We start from the raw sequence: 15,362 nt of genomic DNA on the forward strand, positions 1-15,362 counted from the left end.
GCCGATCTGTCACGGATCAACGCTTTTACGCGCACAGGGCCGTTACAGTTCCCTTGCCAACGCACCTTGCGGCATCGTACTAAACGGTGCAGCGCACATTGCCTCATTGCCCCGTGATCAGTTCTCGCCACGAAATGCGCCGCGTGCCAAGGCCGCCGCCGCCCGTTGGCACGCTGGACGTCAACGTTGTTCCATTGGAAAGGTTGGTGATGGCGACAATTTTTCCGGTCGTTGTGCGAACCAGCGTCGGAGCGCTAGCCAGTGCGGTTGTCGTGCCGTTTGACAGCAACACGCCGACGACGGTCGATCCTGGCACCGCCAAGCCGGTAGCGTAGTTCACATAGTTGAGGTAGCTCGAACCCCCAACGCTGCACGCGCTGGCGCCGTTGGGAATGTTGGAGGTGAACACCAGCGTACCGAGCTGAAGCTGGGGATCGGTGTCGACGCGCTCGCCGCTCTCTGGCAGATCTTCAAACCAGCCATACATGGTGTTCAGATTCACAGCGGCGCTTGTCGTTGGAACCGCGGTTCGGCTATTGGCGCTGTCGGTCAGGGTCTGCTTTGCGAAGCAGTTGGTGGTGACGGTGCTGGTGCAGGTCTTGGCGCGCGGGCTCCCGTAAATGCCGCCCGTAGCCGCACTCGTTGTCAGCGGATCCTTGATGCCGTAAATGGACTGCACCTGGGTTGTGGCAATGTCGCTCACGCTCAGGTAGCTGCCGGTTCCCACGAAGACCAGCGCATTGCTTCCGCTCATGCCCAGTTGCGGCGTGGCGGTGATTGGCTGCGGGTTGCCGACGGCATCTACCAACGTGGCCAGCAGTTGCACTTTCGCGGTGCCGCCGCTGGCGGTGAGCGCACTGATGTCGAAACGCCAGAGATTGCCGTTCAGGTCGCCACCATAAACACGCGGCGCAGTGTTGTTCTGCACATTCGCCTGGAAAGCGGCGATCTTGGCCAGGCCGCTCGGACTGGTTGTACTGCCGATGCCCGTATCGATCTTCTTGATGATGGCACCGGTCTGCGCGTTGAGTACCCATAAGATGCCATGGCCCGAGCCGGCACCGGCACCCGAAGTCGGGTCGGTTACGTTGTTGTATCCCGAAGTAACGAGTGCCACCCAGGTGCCATCCGACAACTTGGTTACGACGGGCGGGCCGTAGCTGTAGCCAAGGTCCGTGTCACTGATATAGGGGCTCGCTTTTGTCGTGTCGTTGGTGAACTCCCACAGCACGGTGGGCGCGGCGGGAGTGGTCACGTCGAGCGCGTAGTAACCGCGCCCGCCGTTGGCCAGGCCGCCCAACAGGATGGTGTGCCAGCCGTCACTGAACTGCACGTCGGCCACTTGTGGTGAACCATCGACGAAGAACTGGTGCTTGGATGCATAGTTCTTGTCGGCCAGTTTGTACAGGTTCGGCAGCAGCATTGAGGGGACATATGCCCACTTCTCGGCGCCAGTGCTGGCATCAAAAGCATGCAGCATGCCGTCGTTGGCACCCACATACACCATGCCTTGGCGCGACGCATTGCTGCTCCTGAAAGCGGCATAGCCGATGTCGGCATAGCCGAAACTCGGCGCCTGCACGTACGCGGCCTGCGAGTCGACGATGTCGCCGAGCACATGTGTGCGCTGAAAATAATAGGTGGTGGCGTCCGGCCCCTCGTTGCTGCGATCGCCCCGCAAAAAGTTGACGAGGTTCAGGCCGCCTGCGCCTGTGGCAGACGAGGCGCTGCTGTCGATCTGCAACGTGGGGTCGAGGCAGGTGGCGCCTGAAGGGCACATTTGGGACAGCGGGCTGGCTGAGGCCGAGCCGATGGATGCCATCTGGAAATACTTCTGCATGGCGGTTGTCATCGACCCCCACTTAAACGGGATCAGGCCGGCCGTGGCACTTGGATTGGTAGGGTCGTAGGTCAGGATGTTGCGGGCGCCAGGTGAAGTTGTGTCCAGTAAGGCGGGCGTGAAGGCCTGCGTTGTCGCGTTCGAGTAAGCCGTTCCAGATTCCGACCAGTCGGCGTTGGCTGAGATCGCTCCGGTTGCGCCATTGATGCTGTAGCGTGCCAGTTCACCGAACCATTGGCCGGAGCGGAAGGTTGACGCGAATACGTAGTTGGATCCCTGGGTCAGATTGGGGCTACTCGTCGAAACCGCGGCGCCACTGGAGGTGGCGGCATTGACGCTCTGGATGAAATTGGCTAGCCCCGTCTTCAAGGCCGTTGGATTACCGGCGCTATAGTAAGTGCCACGCCCGTTGACGGCCGCGTGCCAGAGGTCATCGACGGCGGTTTGCGTATCACCGACCGGCGTCGGCCAGTTGCAGGCGGTCCCTGTCGCTTGCCAGAGGCAGGACGTGCTGGTGGCCAGGTTGCCTTGGGCCACGTTGTAGTAGTCGCCGCTGGTGGCGGTCGCGTAGTTCGACTGATATTGCATGTAGCCCGAAACCCCCAGGCCGATGGTCGATGTGTACATGCGCTGCTGCAAATCCGCTATGTTGTTGGAGGCCACGTCAGTGCCGAGAACGCCGTTGTTATTGCTCAGGGCAGGCGTACGCAGGTCGGTCTTGTAGTAGTACTCGGTCACGTCGGCGAGGGTATTCGCTGTGGAGTTTCCATCGAGATAGGGCCGCACTTCACTGCTGCTGGTGCCATCCTGGTCGCCGATCTGCGTGCTCCCGTTGATTTGCACGTTGTTGCTATCGGTGCCGGCGTTCCAGTAACCATCGGTTGAGGCAATGGTGTAGTTGCGCTGACATGCGTACTGCATGGGATCGGTGGTCGATTGACCGTTGATCTTCGTCATTTTGTTGGCGTAGTAGCGCCCTGCGATAGACAGCGCGCCCCGCAGTGGCGTGCCACCGGCCGGCGTAGCCGCCAGGAACTTGTTGTACCAATCGGTCATCTTGCTGGAGAAACTGCCGGTGTTGTTGGGATCGCCGACATCCAGGAAGTCCTTGGTCGTATTGTTGTTGAGGCTCATGTAGCCCAAGCGATAACTGGAGGACAGACCCGCAAAAGCAATACTGACGGCGCTCTTGGTCATCTGCATCCGGGTGCGGTAATAGGCCCACCAGTTCGCGAAGTTGGTCATCTCCTCGTTGTAAGTGCAGGTGGCTGCCGCGCAGTCAATACGAGTGGAGGCTTTGGTGGTGGTGTTGGGGTACGGGTAGCTGTTGTTCGAAGACTGGATGGTTACCTTGATGTTCTGCCCGGGTACTCCTGATTGGCCGGGATAGCGGGCGTAGATGTACTTCTTCCCGTTGATGGCGGTATCAAAGCGTGTCGCCTGGCAGTTGGTCAGTGCGCTGTCGGAGCACCATCGAACATAGGCGGGAAATTGATAGACACCCGAGGCGGTCGTTTGCGCGACGCAATTGCGTCGGGCGGGTTCGCTACAGTACTCGCCCGGGACAAAAGTGTAGTAGACCGCCTGCCCGGTTGTCAGATTCTGCGTTGTTCCTGAACTGGAAGTGGTAAATAGATTGGCGAGGCCGCCCGGGTTTCCGGTGTTCGCCGTCTGCTTGCCGAATCCATCATAAGGCACTTTGGTCCATGCCGACGAATTGGTCGAATTCATGGACGGGTAGCCACCGCTGTTGGTGCTGTAGCTGTAGCTATTGCCGTAGGTCGACGGGGGGGTATAGGTCGTGGCGGGGTCGTAGTAGACGCCGTTGTAGCGGCTGTTGCGAATGAGCTGCGCCGTACCACTGTAGTTGGTGTCGCTGCCCGCCGTGTCTGGCAGAAAGTCCCAGGTCATGCTCCCCGAATCGTCCAGCACGTAGAAGATGTTCGGGTAGACCTGCGTCGATGCCGATGTCTGCAGCGGCGCGGTCGCGAGCAGGGGGACGGCCGCCGGCGCCTGGCTCACGGCGGCAAGTAGCGCCAAGCCGCACAGCAACACTGGGAGGGCGGTTTTAAAGGTGCGATTCATGATCATCCCTCTTCTGTTTGTTAGTTTTCGTGCCGGTCGAGGCGTTTCTATGGGTCGCATCTGCAACATTTACAGCGCCACAACCGTCTGCACCAGGCTCTGCGTGTTGCGTGGCCCGCTGACTTGGACCGTGATGCGGTAATACACCTGGCTGGCCGAGTTGAGGTTGGTGCCGCCTGCGTTGCAGCTGCTGCCGCCGGCACAGGAGCCCGCCAGTGCCTGGGGCGAAGACGAGCAGGCATTGGCCGCGTTCGTTGCATCGCCTGCGATGGTGCACATGCGCTGAATGACGTAGGCCACGGTATTGCCGTTGTCGACCGCCGGTAGCGTGTACGTATTGCCCGCTGCCGCGAGGCTGGCCCAAAAAGCAGGCCAGGCAGTCGGCGGCGAGGTCGTTAGATCAGGATCCTGACGATGGGCGATGTAGCCCTGCGCCGTCTGGTCGCAGGCCAGCACGGTGCTACCCACGGCGCAAACGGCGGCGGTGCCGTTGGGCGAACTGGCTTGCCCATTGTTGGTCTCCAGCCAGGCGATGGCCGCCTCCACCCCCCGATCCGCCGAATGGGTGGTGGCTTGCTGGAATGCCAGGTTGCCGGCGATGGTGTTTGACGTGGCGACCGATCGCGTTAACGCGACGGCCGCCAGCGCCAGTGCGACGAGCACGATCAATGCCAGGATCATCACGATGCCGCGTTCTCGGCAAGGGCCGGCCAAGCGCGGTGGGGTGGGGGTTTTAAAGTTCAGCATCCGCTTTGCGAGCCTTGCCAGACGATATTTCGCAACGGTACGGCGGTCTGGAGCGTCTTGTACCTGTAGTTCTGCCAACTGCCGTTGTTGCTCAGATCAATGGTGAGGGCGGTCGGATTGGCCGGGTTGCCAGCGGCGGCAGTGGCGTTGACGGTGCTGCCGGCCCACGTCGGTGCGGTGGTGGTCGGGGCTGCCTTGTCGTATTGCGTGCTGCGGGCCACCAGCACGAGACGTACGGCGAGTGCGCGCGCCCAACTGCAGTAAGCGCTCAACCCGCTCGTGTCGGCGGCGCTGAAGGGCGTCGTCTGGTCATAGGTGTCGACGATGCCGGACATGGTCGAAGACGCGATGCCCGAGGTGTCGCGGCCATACTGCGCACGCAGACTCACAATGTTGCTGGCGGTTGGCACCCACACGGCCGAATTGAGTGGCGCCGTATACGCCGTCTTGCCGCAGTTGTAGGCGTTGTAGTCGCACACCGTGAGGTTGCCGTTGCGCACGGCATAGGCACGCACCGTGAAAGTCTGGCCGAGGTTGTAGACCACGCTGTTGGTGGGCAAGACGGTAGCGCCGGGCGCCGCGTTAAGAGTGGACGTTGCGGCTTTCACCGAGGTGATTTTGTCGCGCGTCAGGTTGCAAGGTACGGGACGCGTCAACGCTTCGGCAATGATGTAGTCGTTGGCAGCGAAGGATGATGGCGTTGTGACTTGGTAGGAGCCCGTACCCGAAGCGGCGGTGATGGTGGTATCCCCCTCCGACGGACTGTTCGAACTGCCATACATGACAAGCAGCGTGTCGGTATTGGGGTCGCCGGCTGGTACCAGGCCGGTGGCCGGATTGATGGTGACGGGACCCAGCCCGCTGCCATTGAGTGTGACGGCGCCGTCGTTGATGGTGGTATAGGTCAGGCTGCAACCCAGCAGGTTGAACGCACTGACGCCGTAGCCTGCTGCCCGGATGTCCCGCTCCATGCCATAGAGGGCGATGGTGCCATTGATCTGGGCGTCACCTCCGCCCGTTGTGATTCGCTTGTTGGCTTCCGAGGTCGCGAACATTTGCATGATGATGATGACCGCGAGCATGCCGATCACCAGACCGACCATGATTTCGATCAATGAGAACCCGCGGTGGCGCGAATTGCCGATGCGGTGACGGGGCGCCATGACTTGGTGCGGCTCCATTTACTTGAGTTCCGCTTCGAGTTTGTATTGATGCGCCACGATGTCTGTCGGTGCTTTCCACTGCATGGTGATGGTCACGAGACTGCTTGGAATCGGCGCGCTGCCGCCTCCAGCCACCGTCGTGAATTGAACGGTCGGTGCCAGGACGGTGGCAGATGTGCCTGGCATATGCGGCTGCCACGCGTTCCACCAGGCGGCATAGCCGGTGGCTGCGCCGGTAGCGAAATTGGTCTGCAATGTGGCGGCGGTGCGGTCGCTGACCCACATGCGGCTCACGAGGTCGTTGGCTGCGAGTTGGGCCATCGAGCGATATTCGGCAGCCGACGCCTGCTGGATTGAAACCGTCTGCAGTCCGACCAGCGCCAGCACGCCGACGGCAAAAATCAGCAGTGCGCAAAGCACTTCCAGCAGCATGAAGCCTGCTTGTGACGAAATGGCGCGACGCACGGGGAACAGTTGGCGGTTCATCGAGGCTCTTTCAGCATGCGGTCAGAGTTGAGCCACTGGCCAGGCTGGGATCGCACATGCGTATCTGGCCCATGGTGGTGACGGTTAGTTGAAGGCAGCGAAGCGTGCCGCCATTGGCTAGGCAGGTGGTCGTGTCGGATGGCGTAACGTTGATGGTCAGCGGGGCTGCTGGCGTGAGAGGGTTGACTGACGCTGTCTGGCGTCCAAGTCCGTCAAAACTGATGACGCTTTGCGACGCCGATAGCGCAATCGAGGCCTGCGCCGTACTCGATACCACCGGGCTCAGTTGCAGGATGTAAGGCGAGGTGGTGTCGCTGATCGCGGCACCGCATGCACCGGCCGGGGAGGTGGCTGTTGCCGTGGGAAGGTTGACCACCCAATAGGGACCCGCAGTGGACAGCAAGCACGAACTGTCGGGTGTGGTGACAAGTTGGAATTGGGTCGGGCTATTGCGCCGCACCGCTTCGGCCCGGGCAAACTGGATTCCGTTCTGCAGTGACTCGGCGGTGCTTCGAATCCGCGTATTTTTTATCCACTCGCCGAATGATGGAGCGCCGAGTGTCAGGAGGATCGCGACGATGCTGATGCCGATCAGCAATTCGATCAAGCTCATGCCGCGTGCTCTTGTCATGTGGACTAGGTACTGCATCAGCACATGCCACCCGTGGTGGTGACCCAGCAATTGTTGGGCGTAGGACCCGACCAGCCTGAGACGCCTGTAACAGCCGAAGTCTTGGTGCCATCTTGTGCTATAGAGTAGCTAAAACCGGTCATGGAGCCGATACCGGTTGCCGTGAGCAGATACGTTGTTGCCGACGCATTGGTGCAGGTAAAGCTGAAGTATTTGCCAGTTGCGGGGGCAGCAACACCGCAAGCCCCTCCAGTGGCGTAAGTCTGGTTGTCTTGGTACCACTGCTCCATCTTGACTTGCTGCGCCGCAAGCGTGGAGGTCGCTTCGGGTATGCGGCCTCGCATGACATAGTTTTTGTAGGACGGTAGTGCGACCGCGGCCAAGATCGCCACGATAGCGACCACGATCATCACTTCGATCAGTGTGAAGCCGGCCGCACGACGGATCGCGGGAGGCAGAAATGACGGCGCTGTTTTCAAGATAATGGCCTTTCGAGCGGTTGCATCGCGTACAAATACGTTACAGGCTTTGCGCCGATGTCAACTGTGGTCACAGATTGTCACAACAACCGGCGCAACGCAAAACCACCCGTCATCTCCGCGCTACCGTTTATCGGATGCGCAAAGTATTTCGTGTAAAAGTACGCAGGCTTGCCGGTGTCGTCGGTTGAGCTCAGAGCCCGAATTCGTACTCCACCGTGGTCGGCGCGTGGTCCGAAAACTTCTCGGTCTTGTAGATGGCCTCGCGCCGCGCATGGGTCGCCATGGCCGGTGTCGCCAGATGGTAGTCAATGCAACAAAAAAACCTGCATTCCATCAGTCCCAGGATCGGGTCAGCAACTCGTCCAGCGCATCGGCAATGACTTGTCCCTGTTTCTCCAGTGACCCGACGGCTTCGCCCAACTGATCGAGAGCCACGGAGACCATGTCCAGTGGATGAAGGACAACGCGGATCCCTTTAATCACAAAGACCGGGTTCATCCTGGCACCCACAGTGGGCGTGCTTCGTGGAAGGAGGGTCTGACGTACCAGCGGAACGACCACGCGTCTGCGGTAGCGGTCAAACTGCGCCGACTGGACCACCACCACAAAAGGGATCGAATCGCGCAAGCCTCCCTTGTTGCGATGGACGTCGAATTGCGCCATTACAAAGTGGAGTGCTCGTCTGCAAACGAGCCGACCGACGCATGCACCGCATTCCAGTCGGCGGCACAGGCATCGGCCGCTCGCTGGTGATCGCGCTGTGCGCTTTGCTGGGCGGCTACAAACTCGGCCAGAAGCGATTCCATGGTGGCCGACAGGTTGTTGGTGTAGGCCTTGGCCTGCGCTACCAGAGCCTCGTTGATGGTGAGGTTGACAGGCCGCTTGCGGGGCGACCCGGTACTGGTTTGCATTTCAAGAGACTCCGAACGGGTGAATGCGCATATTATGCGCATGACGGTCGAAGTGCGTCAAATTTTGAAGTCGTACTCGATCGTGATGGGGGCGTGGTCCGAGAACTTCTCGCCCTTGTAGATGTTCTCGGTGCGTGCCAGGGCCGCCTGCGCCGGTGTCGCCAAATGGTAGTCGAGCCGCCACCCCACGTTGTTCGCATAGGCCCGGCCGCGATTGCTCCACCAAGTATAGGCGGTGTCGGTGGCGGTGGGCTGGAGCTGGCGGTACACGTCGACCAGCCTGGCTTCGTCCAGCAGGCGCGTCATCCAGGCGCGTTCTTCGGGCAGGAAGCCGCTGTTCTTCTGGTTGCTGCGCCAGTTCTTCAGGTCCATTTCCTTGTGCGCCATGTTCACGTCGCCGCACAGGATGAACTCGCGCTTCTGCTTGAGACCCACCAGGTGCGGGTAAAACTCGGCCAGGAAGCGGAACTTGGCCTGCTGCCGCTCTTCGCCCGAGGAGCCGCTGGGAAAATAGGCGCTGATGATGGAGAGCTTGCGCTGCGGTGTGTCGAAGCGCAGCTCCACGTAGCGGCCCTCGGTGTCGAATTCAGGCGAGCCGTAGCCGATCACCACCTCGCTCGGCTCATGCCGGCTGTACACCGCCACGCCCGCGTAACCCTTTTTTTCGGCGAAGTGGAAATGGCCCTTGAGCCCGGCCAGCGCCTCGAAGCGGCCTTCGATGTCCGCGGCCTGGGCCTTGACCTCCTGCACGCAAATACAATCGGGCTGGTGCCGGGTCAGCCAGGCTTCCACCCCCTTGGTGGTGGCGGAGCGGATGCCGTTGAGATTGAGGCTGGTGAGTTTGAACAAGGATTTCCCCATGATGGTTGCAAGCGCGCGAACCGCTGAACAGCAGGCCGAACATGACCGGCTGGCTCAGGAGTTCGTGCAATTTTCTGTCGATTCCGGTGTGCTGCGCTTTGGCGAATTCAAAACCAAGGCGGGCCGCCTGAGCCCCTACTTCTTCAACGCCGGCCTGTTCGACGACGGCGCCAAGCTGGGCCGGCTCGCGCAATTCTATGCAAAAGCCCTGCTCGCCAGCGGCATCGGGTTCGACATGATTTTCGGCCCGGCCTACAAGGGCATTCCGCTCGGTGCGGCGGTGGCCATCGAGCTGGCGCGGCTCGGACGCAACGTGCCCTTTGCCTACAACCGCAAGGAGGCCAAGGACCACGGCGAGGGCGGCACGCTGGTCGGTGCGCCGCTCAAGGGCCGGGTGCTGATCGTCGATGACGTGATGTCGGCCGGCACCGCGGTGCGTGAGTCGATCGCCATCATCCGCGCGGCCGGGGCTACGGCGCATGCCGTGGCGATTGCGCTGGACCGGCAGGAGAAGGCGACCGAGGGCGGGCTGGATGTGAACCACAGTGCCGTGCAATATGTGCGCGATCAGCTTGGCCTGCAGGTTTGTGCGATTGCGACGCTGGCTGATTTATTGCAGTATCTGTCCCACAGCGGCCACGATGGGGTGGGCGCACACCACGAACAGGTGCTGGCTTACCGGCGGCGCTACGGCGTGGATTGAATCGAAGGATAAACGTGCTGAATTTGACTCGGGGAGCGCTCGCGGCGCTGCTGCTGTTGGCCGGCTCCATGGGATCTGCTGCAGCGCAAGGCATCTACACCTGCACCGACGCCAAGGGGCGCGTGCTGAACGCCGACCGGCCGATTGCCGACTGCATCGACCGCACGCAAAAAGAGCTCAATCCCAGCGGCACGGTGCGCCGTACGGTGGGTCCGTCGCTCACGGCGCAGGAGCGCGCGGCCCAGGAGGCGCAGCAAAAGCTCGTGCAGGAAGAGCAGGCGCGCCAGCGCGAAGAAAAGCGGCGCGACCGCGCGTTGCTGATTCGTTACCCCAACAGGGCGGTGCACGACCAGGAGCGGGCGCAAGCGCTGAGCCAGGTCGACGACGTGATCCGCGCCGCGCAAAAGCGCGTGGGCGAACTGCAGGCCGAGCGCCAGAACATCGATGCCGAATTCGAGTTCTACAAAAAGGACCCGACCCGGGTGCCCTCTTCGCTGCAGCGCCAGGCGGATGACAACGCGCGCAGCACCGCGGTGCAAAGCCGCTTCATCGCCGAGCAGGATGCCGAGAAAAAACGCATCAACGCGCGTTTCGACGACGAACTCGTCAAGCTCAAGCAGCTGTGGGCGTTGCAGGCGCCGGCCCCGCGTTGAGAGAGACGAGCCGCTGGCGAAAAGTGGATTCCCGCCTACGCGGGAATGACAAGGCTGAGCGAATTGTTCTCGCCTGTCATTCCCGGCTTGACCGGGAATCCACGGGGGATAGCTAGCCGAGCTTTTTCCGCAGCGAGTCGTTAACCTGTGACGGGTTGGCCTTGCCTTTGCTGGCCTTCATGACCTGGCCGACCAGCGCGTTGAACGCCTTGTCCTTGCCGGCGCGGAACTCCTCCACCGATTTGGCATTGGCGGCCAGTACGTCGTCGATGATCTTGTCGAGGGCGCCGGTGTCGTTCATTTGCCTCAAGCCCTTGGCTTCGATCAGGCCGTCCACGTCGCTGCCCCCCGCATTCCACAGTGCATCGAACACCTGCCGCGCGGCGCTGTTGGAAATCGTCTCATCGGCAATGCGCGTGACCAGCTGCGCGAGCTGGGCCACTGAGACAGGCGCCTGCCCGATGCCGATCTCGCCAGCATTGAGCCGGCGCGAGACTTCGCCCATGATCCAGTTGCTGGCCAGCTTGGGCTGGTTGCAGGCCTTGGCGGTGGCTTCGAAATAAGCCGCCATCTCGCGGCTTTGCGTCAGTGCCGTCGCGTCGTAGTCGGACAGGCCATAGTCCGCACAGAAGCGCGCCGCCATCACGCGTGGAAGTTCGGTCATCTGCGCGCGCACGCGCTCCACCCATTCGGGCGCAATCACCAGTGGCGGCAGATCCGGGTCGGGGAAGTAGCGGTAATCCGCTGCGTCTTCCTTGGTGCGCATGGCGCGGGTCTCGCCGGTGTCGGGGTCGAACAGCACGGTGGCCTGCTCGATCGCATGGCCGTCTTCAAGCTGCTCGATCTGCCAGCGGATCTCATAGTCGACCGCCTGCTGCATGAACTTGAAGCTGTTCAGATTCTTGATCTCGCGCCGCGTGCCGAGTCGGTCACCGGGCTTGCGCACCGACACGTTGGCATCGCAGCGGAACGAGCCCTCCTGCATGTTGCCGTCGCAGATGCCGATCCACGTGACAATCTTGTGCAGCTCTTTCGCGTAGGCCACCGCCTCGGCAGAGGAGCGCATGTCGGGCTCGGTCACGATCTCCAGCAGCGGCGTGCCGGCGCGGTTCAGGTCGATGCCGCTCATGCCCACGAAGTCTTCGTGCAGCGACTTGCCGGCGTCCTCTTCGAGGTGAGCGCGCACCAGTCGCACGGTCCTGGATTCCTCGCCGAGGAAGAACGAGACCGAACCACCCTGCACGACCGGGATCTCGTACTGGCTGATCTGGTAGCCCTTGGGCAGATCGGGGTAGAAGTAATTCTTGCGCGCAAAGATGCTGCGCGGCGCGATGTGCGCCCCGATCGCCAGGCCGAACTGGATCGCGCGCTCCACCGCGCCCTTGTTCATCACCGGCAGCGTGCCCGGCAGCGCCAGGTCGACCGCGCAGGCCTGCGTGTTGGGCTCGGCGCCGAAGGCCGTGGCGGCGCGGCTGAAAATCTTGCTGCGTGTGGACAGCTGGGTGTGGGTTTCGAAGCCGATGATGACCTCGTAGCCCCGCACCAGCGGACCGGTGGGGCGGCCTTGTTGCAAGGCCTCGAAAGTGTTCACGAGCTCACTCATCTCAAAAGCCCCCCGGGCGTCTTCTGGTGCCAGTCCGTGGCCTGCTGCAGCCGGTGCGCGGCGTTCAGCAGCCTGGCTTCCTGCAGGTGGTTGGCGATCAGTTGCAGGCCGACCGGCATGCCGCCCGCGCCAAAACCCGCCGGCACGCTCATGCACGGCAGGCCCGCGAGCGAGGCCGGCAGCGTGAAGATGTCGGCGAGGTAGCTGGCGACCGGGTCGCTGGATTTTTCGCCCAGCTTCCACGCCACGGTGGGCGCGACCGGGCCGGCGATCAGGTCGCAGGTTTTGAATGCCTGCTGGAAATCGTCGGCGATCATGCGGCGGATTTTTTGCGCCTGCAGGTAGTAGGCGTCGTAATAGCCGTGCGAGAGGACATAGGTGCCGATCATGATGCGGCGCTTGACCTCATCGCCGAAACCCTCCGAGCGGGTCTTCTTGTACATGTCGGTCAGGTCGGTGTATTTTTCGGCGCGATGGCCGAACTTGACGCCATCAAACCGGCTCAGGTTGCTGGACGCTTCGGCCGGCGCGATGATGTAGTAGACGGGAATGGAGAGTTCGGTGCGCGGCAGCGAAATCGGCACCAGCACGGCACCGAGCTTCCCGTATTCCTTCAGGGCCGCATCCACCGCGGCGCGCACGTCGGCCGACAAACCTTCACCGAAGAATTCCTTCGGCACGCCGATGCGCAAACCCTGCAGCGAGTCATTCAGGGTGCGCGTGAAGTCTTCGGCCGGCACATCGAGCGAGGTCGAATCGCGATCCGGGTCGGGGCCGCACATGGCGGACAGCAGCAGCGCGCAATCTTCGGCGGTGCGTGCCATCGGGCCGGCCTGATCCAGGCTGGAGGCGAAGGCAATCATGCCGTAACGCGAGGCGCGGCCGTAGGTCGGCTTGATGCCGGTGATGCCGCAAAACGAGGCTGGCTGGCGGATCGAGCCGCCGGTGTCGGTGCCGGTCGCGGCCGGGGCCAAGCGCGCCGCCACGGCGACCGCGCTGCCGCCCGAGGAGCCGCCCGGAACGCGTGTGGTGTCCCACGGGTTCAGCACCGGCTTGAACGCCGAGTTTTCGTTGGACGACCCCATGGCGAACTCGTCGCAATTGAGTTTTCCAAGTGAAACAGCCCCTGCGCCCTTGAACTTCAATACAACTGTGCTATCAAATGGAGAGCGATAACCCTCCAGCATGCGGGAGCCAGCGGTGCTCGGGAAGTCCGTGGTGACGAAGATGTCCTTGTGCGCGATCGGCACGCCGAGCAGCGGCGCCGTATCGCCGCCCGCCAGGCGCGCATCGGCGCAGCGGGCCTGTGCCAAGGTGACTTCTTCGCTGGTCGCGAGGTAGGCGCCGAGCGACTCGTGGCGGGCGCCGCGCGCCAAAAAGTGCCGGGCCACCTCGACTGCGGAGACCTCTTTGCCCCGCAGCTTGGTGGCGAGCTCTGCCAGCGTCAAATCATGCAGCTCGCTCATTTGGCGGCCCTCGCCGTGGGCGCTCATTCTGCGGCCTCCGTGGCAGGGTGGGTCATTGTCATGGGATGGGTGTCGGCCGCGGATCGAATTCGCGCTGCGTCGATCCCCGCGATGCGGGGCCCCTCGCCGTGGGCGCTCATTCGATCACCTTGGGTACGAGAAACAGGCCGCGCTCCACCGCCGGCGCGCTGCGCTGGTTGGCTTCGCGCTGGTTCGGCTCGCTCACCACATCGTCGCGCAGGCGCAAGACCACGTCCTGGCTGACGGCCATGGGGTGGGCCATCGGCTCCAGGCCCGTGGTATCTACCGCGCGCATCTTTTCCACGATCTCGAAAAACCCGTTGAGTTGTGTCAGCAGGCGCTCACTCTCAAGCGGTTGAAGTTCAAGCCGTGCCAAATTGGCGATCCGGCCGATGTCCTGGGGAGTCAAAGCCATGGGGAAAACGCTTCCGAAACCAGATGTAAATATGCCGCCCCGGCTTGGTGCGGCCGGGTTGTGCACAGGGGATGCGGTATTATCCCGCCTTTGCCGCAACACCTTCAAACCCGCCGGTGAGCGCGCCGAAATAGACAAATTCCGATCCCCAGCGACCCATTTTGACGTGGCGATGGTGCGCCGACGTGCGAACCATGCCCGAGAGGACTCTTCATGTTTGGAGCATTCCGTCGGTATTTCTCCACCGACCTGGCGATTGACCTTGGTACCGCCAACACCCTGATCTACGTGCGCGACAAGGGCATCGTGCTGGACGAGCCCTCTGTCGTCGCGATCCGCCACGAAGGCGGCCCCCAGGGCAAGAAGACGATTCAGGCCGTGGGCAAGGAAGCCAAGGCCATGCTCGGCAAGGTGCCCGGCAACATCGAGGCCATCCGCCCGATGAAGGATGGCGTGATCGCCGACTTCACCGTGACCGAGCAGATGCTCAAGCAGTTCATCAAGATGGTGCATCCGCGCGGCATGTTCAAGCCGTCGCCGCGCATCATCATCTGCGTGCCCTGCGGCTCGACCCAGGTGGAGCGCCGCGCGATTCGCGAATCGGCGCTCGGCGCGGGCGCGTCCGAGGTGTATCTGATCGAGGAGCCCATGGCGGCGGCCATCGGCGCCGGCCTGCCGGTGTCCGAAGCGTCCGGCTCCATGGTGGTGGACATCGGCGGCGGCACCACCGAGGTGGGCGTGATCTCGCTCGGCGGCATGGTCTACAAGGGCAGCGTGCGGGTCGGCGGCGACCGCTTCGACGACGCCATCATCAACTACATCCGTCGCAACTACGGCATGCTGATCGGCGAGCCTACCGCGGAAGCGATCAAGAAGAACATCGGTTCGGCGTTCCCCGGCTCGGAAGTCAAGGAAATCGAGGTCAAGGGCCGCAACCTGTCCGAGGGCGTGCCGCGCAGCTTCACCATTTCCAGCAACGAGATTCTCGAAGCGCTGACCGACCCGCTCAACAACATCGTGAGCGCCGTGAAGAACGCGCTGGAGCAGACCCCGCCCGAGCTGGGCGCCGACATTGCCGAGCGCGGCATGATGCTGACCGGCGGCGGCGCGCTGCTGCGCGATCTGGATCGCCTGCTGGCCGAAGAAACCGGCCTGCCGGTGCTGGTGGCCGAAGACCCGCTGACCTGCGTGGTGCGCGGCTGCGGCATTGCGCTCGAGCGCATGGACCGGCTGGGCTCGATTTTCACCAGCGAATAAGTGACACAGTTCCCTCCCCCGCTGGGGGAGGGTTAGGG

The 15,362-nt window shown here is 62.4% G+C and carries 15 protein-coding genes and 1 pseudogene; 3 read left to right on the top strand and 13 right to left on the bottom strand.

Annotated elements, in window-relative coordinates:
• Positions 1–103: 103 nt before the first annotated feature.
• The 10 genes and pseudogenes from B0E49_RS10765 to B0E49_RS10805 all read right to left on the bottom strand — a co-directional run bounded on the left by B0E49_RS10765 (position 104) and on the right by B0E49_RS10805 (position 9,194).
• The gene (locus B0E49_RS10765; protein WP_168175036.1) at positions 104–3,925 is read right to left on the bottom strand and encodes a pilus assembly protein; all 3,822 of its coding nucleotides are present in this window, start codon (positions 3,923–3,925) and stop codon (positions 104–106) included.
• Positions 3,926–3,994: 69 nt separating this feature from the next.
• Complete coding sequence (locus B0E49_RS10770; RefSeq protein WP_144264519.1) at positions 3,995–4,606, bottom strand: hypothetical protein; 612 nt, start codon at positions 4,604–4,606, stop codon at positions 3,995–3,997.
• A 59-nt stretch (positions 4,607–4,665) separates the two neighbouring features.
• On the bottom strand, positions 4,666–5,853 hold the full coding sequence (locus B0E49_RS10775; protein WP_077562197.1) for a PilW family protein: 1,188 nt from the start codon (positions 5,851–5,853) through the stop codon (positions 4,666–4,668).
• Positions 5,854–6,321, bottom strand: a complete 468-nt coding sequence (pilV, locus tag B0E49_RS10780; protein ID WP_077562198.1) for a type IV pilus modification protein PilV — start codon at positions 6,319–6,321, stop codon at positions 5,854–5,856. It lies immediately after the preceding gene.
• A 10-nt stretch (positions 6,322–6,331) separates the two neighbouring features.
• A complete protein-coding gene (locus tag B0E49_RS10785; protein ID WP_077562199.1) occupies positions 6,332–6,970 on the bottom strand; it encodes a GspH/FimT family pseudopilin in 639 nt (212 codons plus the stop codon).
• Positions 6,970–7,431, bottom strand: coding sequence for a type IV pilin protein (locus B0E49_RS10790; protein ID WP_286137928.1), 462 nt, complete (start codon positions 7,429–7,431; stop codon positions 6,970–6,972). The genes B0E49_RS10785 and B0E49_RS10790 overlap by 1 nt, the downstream gene beginning before the upstream one ends.
• A gap of 193 nt (positions 7,432–7,624) precedes the next feature.
• Positions 7,625–7,744 (bottom strand): annotated as a pseudogene (locus B0E49_RS20175) (exodeoxyribonuclease III); the annotation flags it as partial.
• Positions 7,745–7,767: 23 nt separating this feature from the next.
• Positions 7,768–8,097 (bottom strand): CcdB family protein, encoded by a 330-nt coding sequence (locus B0E49_RS10795; RefSeq protein WP_077562200.1) that lies wholly within the window; start codon positions 8,095–8,097, stop codon positions 7,768–7,770.
• Positions 8,097–8,345: a type II toxin-antitoxin system CcdA family antitoxin gene (locus B0E49_RS10800; RefSeq protein WP_144264520.1), complete on the bottom strand. Its 249-nt coding sequence runs from the start codon at positions 8,343–8,345 to the stop codon at positions 8,097–8,099. The genes B0E49_RS10795 and B0E49_RS10800 overlap by 1 nt, the downstream gene beginning before the upstream one ends.
• Positions 8,346–8,402: 57 nt before the next feature.
• A complete protein-coding gene (locus tag B0E49_RS10805; RefSeq protein ID WP_077562220.1) occupies positions 8,403–9,194 on the bottom strand; it encodes an exodeoxyribonuclease III in 792 nt (263 codons plus the stop codon).
• A gap of 10 nt (positions 9,195–9,204) precedes the next feature.
• Here B0E49_RS10805 and pyrE point away from each other — a divergent pair, with 10 nt between their 5' ends.
• Positions 9,205–9,909: an orotate phosphoribosyltransferase gene (gene pyrE / locus B0E49_RS10810; RefSeq protein ID WP_077562201.1), complete on the top strand. Its 705-nt coding sequence runs from the start codon at positions 9,205–9,207 to the stop codon at positions 9,907–9,909.
• A gap of 17 nt (positions 9,910–9,926) precedes the next feature.
• Positions 9,927–10,562: a DUF4124 domain-containing protein gene (locus tag B0E49_RS10815; protein ID WP_286137929.1), complete on the top strand. Its 636-nt coding sequence runs from the start codon at positions 9,927–9,929 to the stop codon at positions 10,560–10,562.
• A 112-nt stretch (positions 10,563–10,674) separates the two neighbouring features.
• Here B0E49_RS10815 and gatB read toward each other — a convergent pair whose 3' ends face one another.
• From gatB to gatC, 3 genes are all read right to left on the bottom strand, one after another.
• On the bottom strand, positions 10,675–12,165 hold the full coding sequence (gatB, locus tag B0E49_RS10820; RefSeq protein WP_077562202.1) for an Asp-tRNA(Asn)/Glu-tRNA(Gln) amidotransferase subunit GatB: 1,491 nt from the start codon (positions 12,163–12,165) through the stop codon (positions 10,675–10,677).
• Complete coding sequence (gene gatA / locus B0E49_RS10825) at positions 12,162–13,658, bottom strand: Asp-tRNA(Asn)/Glu-tRNA(Gln) amidotransferase subunit GatA (RefSeq protein ID WP_502688704.1); 1,497 nt, start codon at positions 13,656–13,658, stop codon at positions 12,162–12,164. The genes gatB and gatA overlap by 4 nt, the downstream gene beginning before the upstream one ends.
• Positions 13,659–13,767: 109 nt before the next feature.
• Positions 13,768–14,067 (bottom strand): Asp-tRNA(Asn)/Glu-tRNA(Gln) amidotransferase subunit GatC, encoded by a 300-nt coding sequence (gatC, locus tag B0E49_RS10830; protein ID WP_077562203.1) that lies wholly within the window; start codon positions 14,065–14,067, stop codon positions 13,768–13,770.
• Positions 14,068–14,280: 213 nt separating this feature from the next.
• Here gatC and B0E49_RS10835 point away from each other — a divergent pair, with 213 nt between their 5' ends.
• The gene (locus B0E49_RS10835) at positions 14,281–15,324 is read left to right on the top strand and encodes a rod shape-determining protein (protein ID WP_077562204.1); all 1,044 of its coding nucleotides are present in this window, start codon (positions 14,281–14,283) and stop codon (positions 15,322–15,324) included.
• Positions 15,325–15,362: the final 38 nt, after the last annotated feature.

The organism is Polaromonas sp. C04 (assembly GCF_002002705.1).
GTDB lineage: Bacteria > Pseudomonadota > Gammaproteobacteria > Burkholderiales > Burkholderiaceae_C > Rhodoferax_A.

What these genes read in the sequence shown, in the direction of transcription:
- B0E49_RS10765 (WP_168175036.1), bottom strand. Translation starts at nt 3,925, where the DNA reads ATGAATCGCACCTTTAAAACCGCCCTCCCAGTGTTGCTGTGCGGCTTG.
- B0E49_RS10770 (WP_144264519.1), bottom strand. Translation starts at nt 4,606, where the DNA reads ATGATCCTGGCATTGATCGTGCTCGTCGCACTGGCGCTGGCGGCCGTC.
- B0E49_RS10775 (WP_077562197.1), bottom strand. Translation starts at nt 5,853, where the DNA reads ATGGAGCCGCACCAAGTCATGGCGCCCCGTCACCGCATCGGCAATTCG.
- pilV (WP_077562198.1), bottom strand. Translation starts at nt 6,321, where the DNA reads ATGAACCGCCAACTGTTCCCCGTGCGTCGCGCCATTTCGTCACAAGCA.
- B0E49_RS10785 (WP_077562199.1), bottom strand. Translation starts at nt 6,970, where the DNA reads ATGCAGTACCTAGTCCACATGACAAGAGCACGCGGCATGAGCTTGATC.
- B0E49_RS10795 (WP_077562200.1), bottom strand. Translation starts at nt 8,097, where the DNA reads ATGGCGCAATTCGACGTCCATCGCAACAAGGGAGGCTTGCGCGATTCG.
- B0E49_RS10800 (WP_144264520.1), bottom strand. Translation starts at nt 8,345, where the DNA reads ATGCAAACCAGTACCGGGTCGCCCCGCAAGCGGCCTGTCAACCTCACC.
- pyrE (WP_077562201.1), top strand. Translation starts at nt 9,205, where the DNA reads ATGATGGTTGCAAGCGCGCGAACCGCTGAACAGCAGGCCGAACATGAC.
- gatB (WP_077562202.1), bottom strand. Translation starts at nt 12,165, where the DNA reads ATGAGTGAGCTCGTGAACACTTTCGAGGCCTTGCAACAAGGCCGCCCC.
- gatA (WP_502688704.1), bottom strand. Translation starts at nt 13,658, where the DNA reads ATGAGCGCCCACGGCGAGGGCCGCCAAATGAGCGAGCTGCATGATTTG.
- gatC (WP_077562203.1), bottom strand. Translation starts at nt 14,067, where the DNA reads ATGGCTTTGACTCCCCAGGACATCGGCCGGATCGCCAATTTGGCACGG.
- B0E49_RS10835 (WP_077562204.1), top strand. Translation starts at nt 14,281, where the DNA reads ATGTTTGGAGCATTCCGTCGGTATTTCTCCACCGACCTGGCGATTGAC.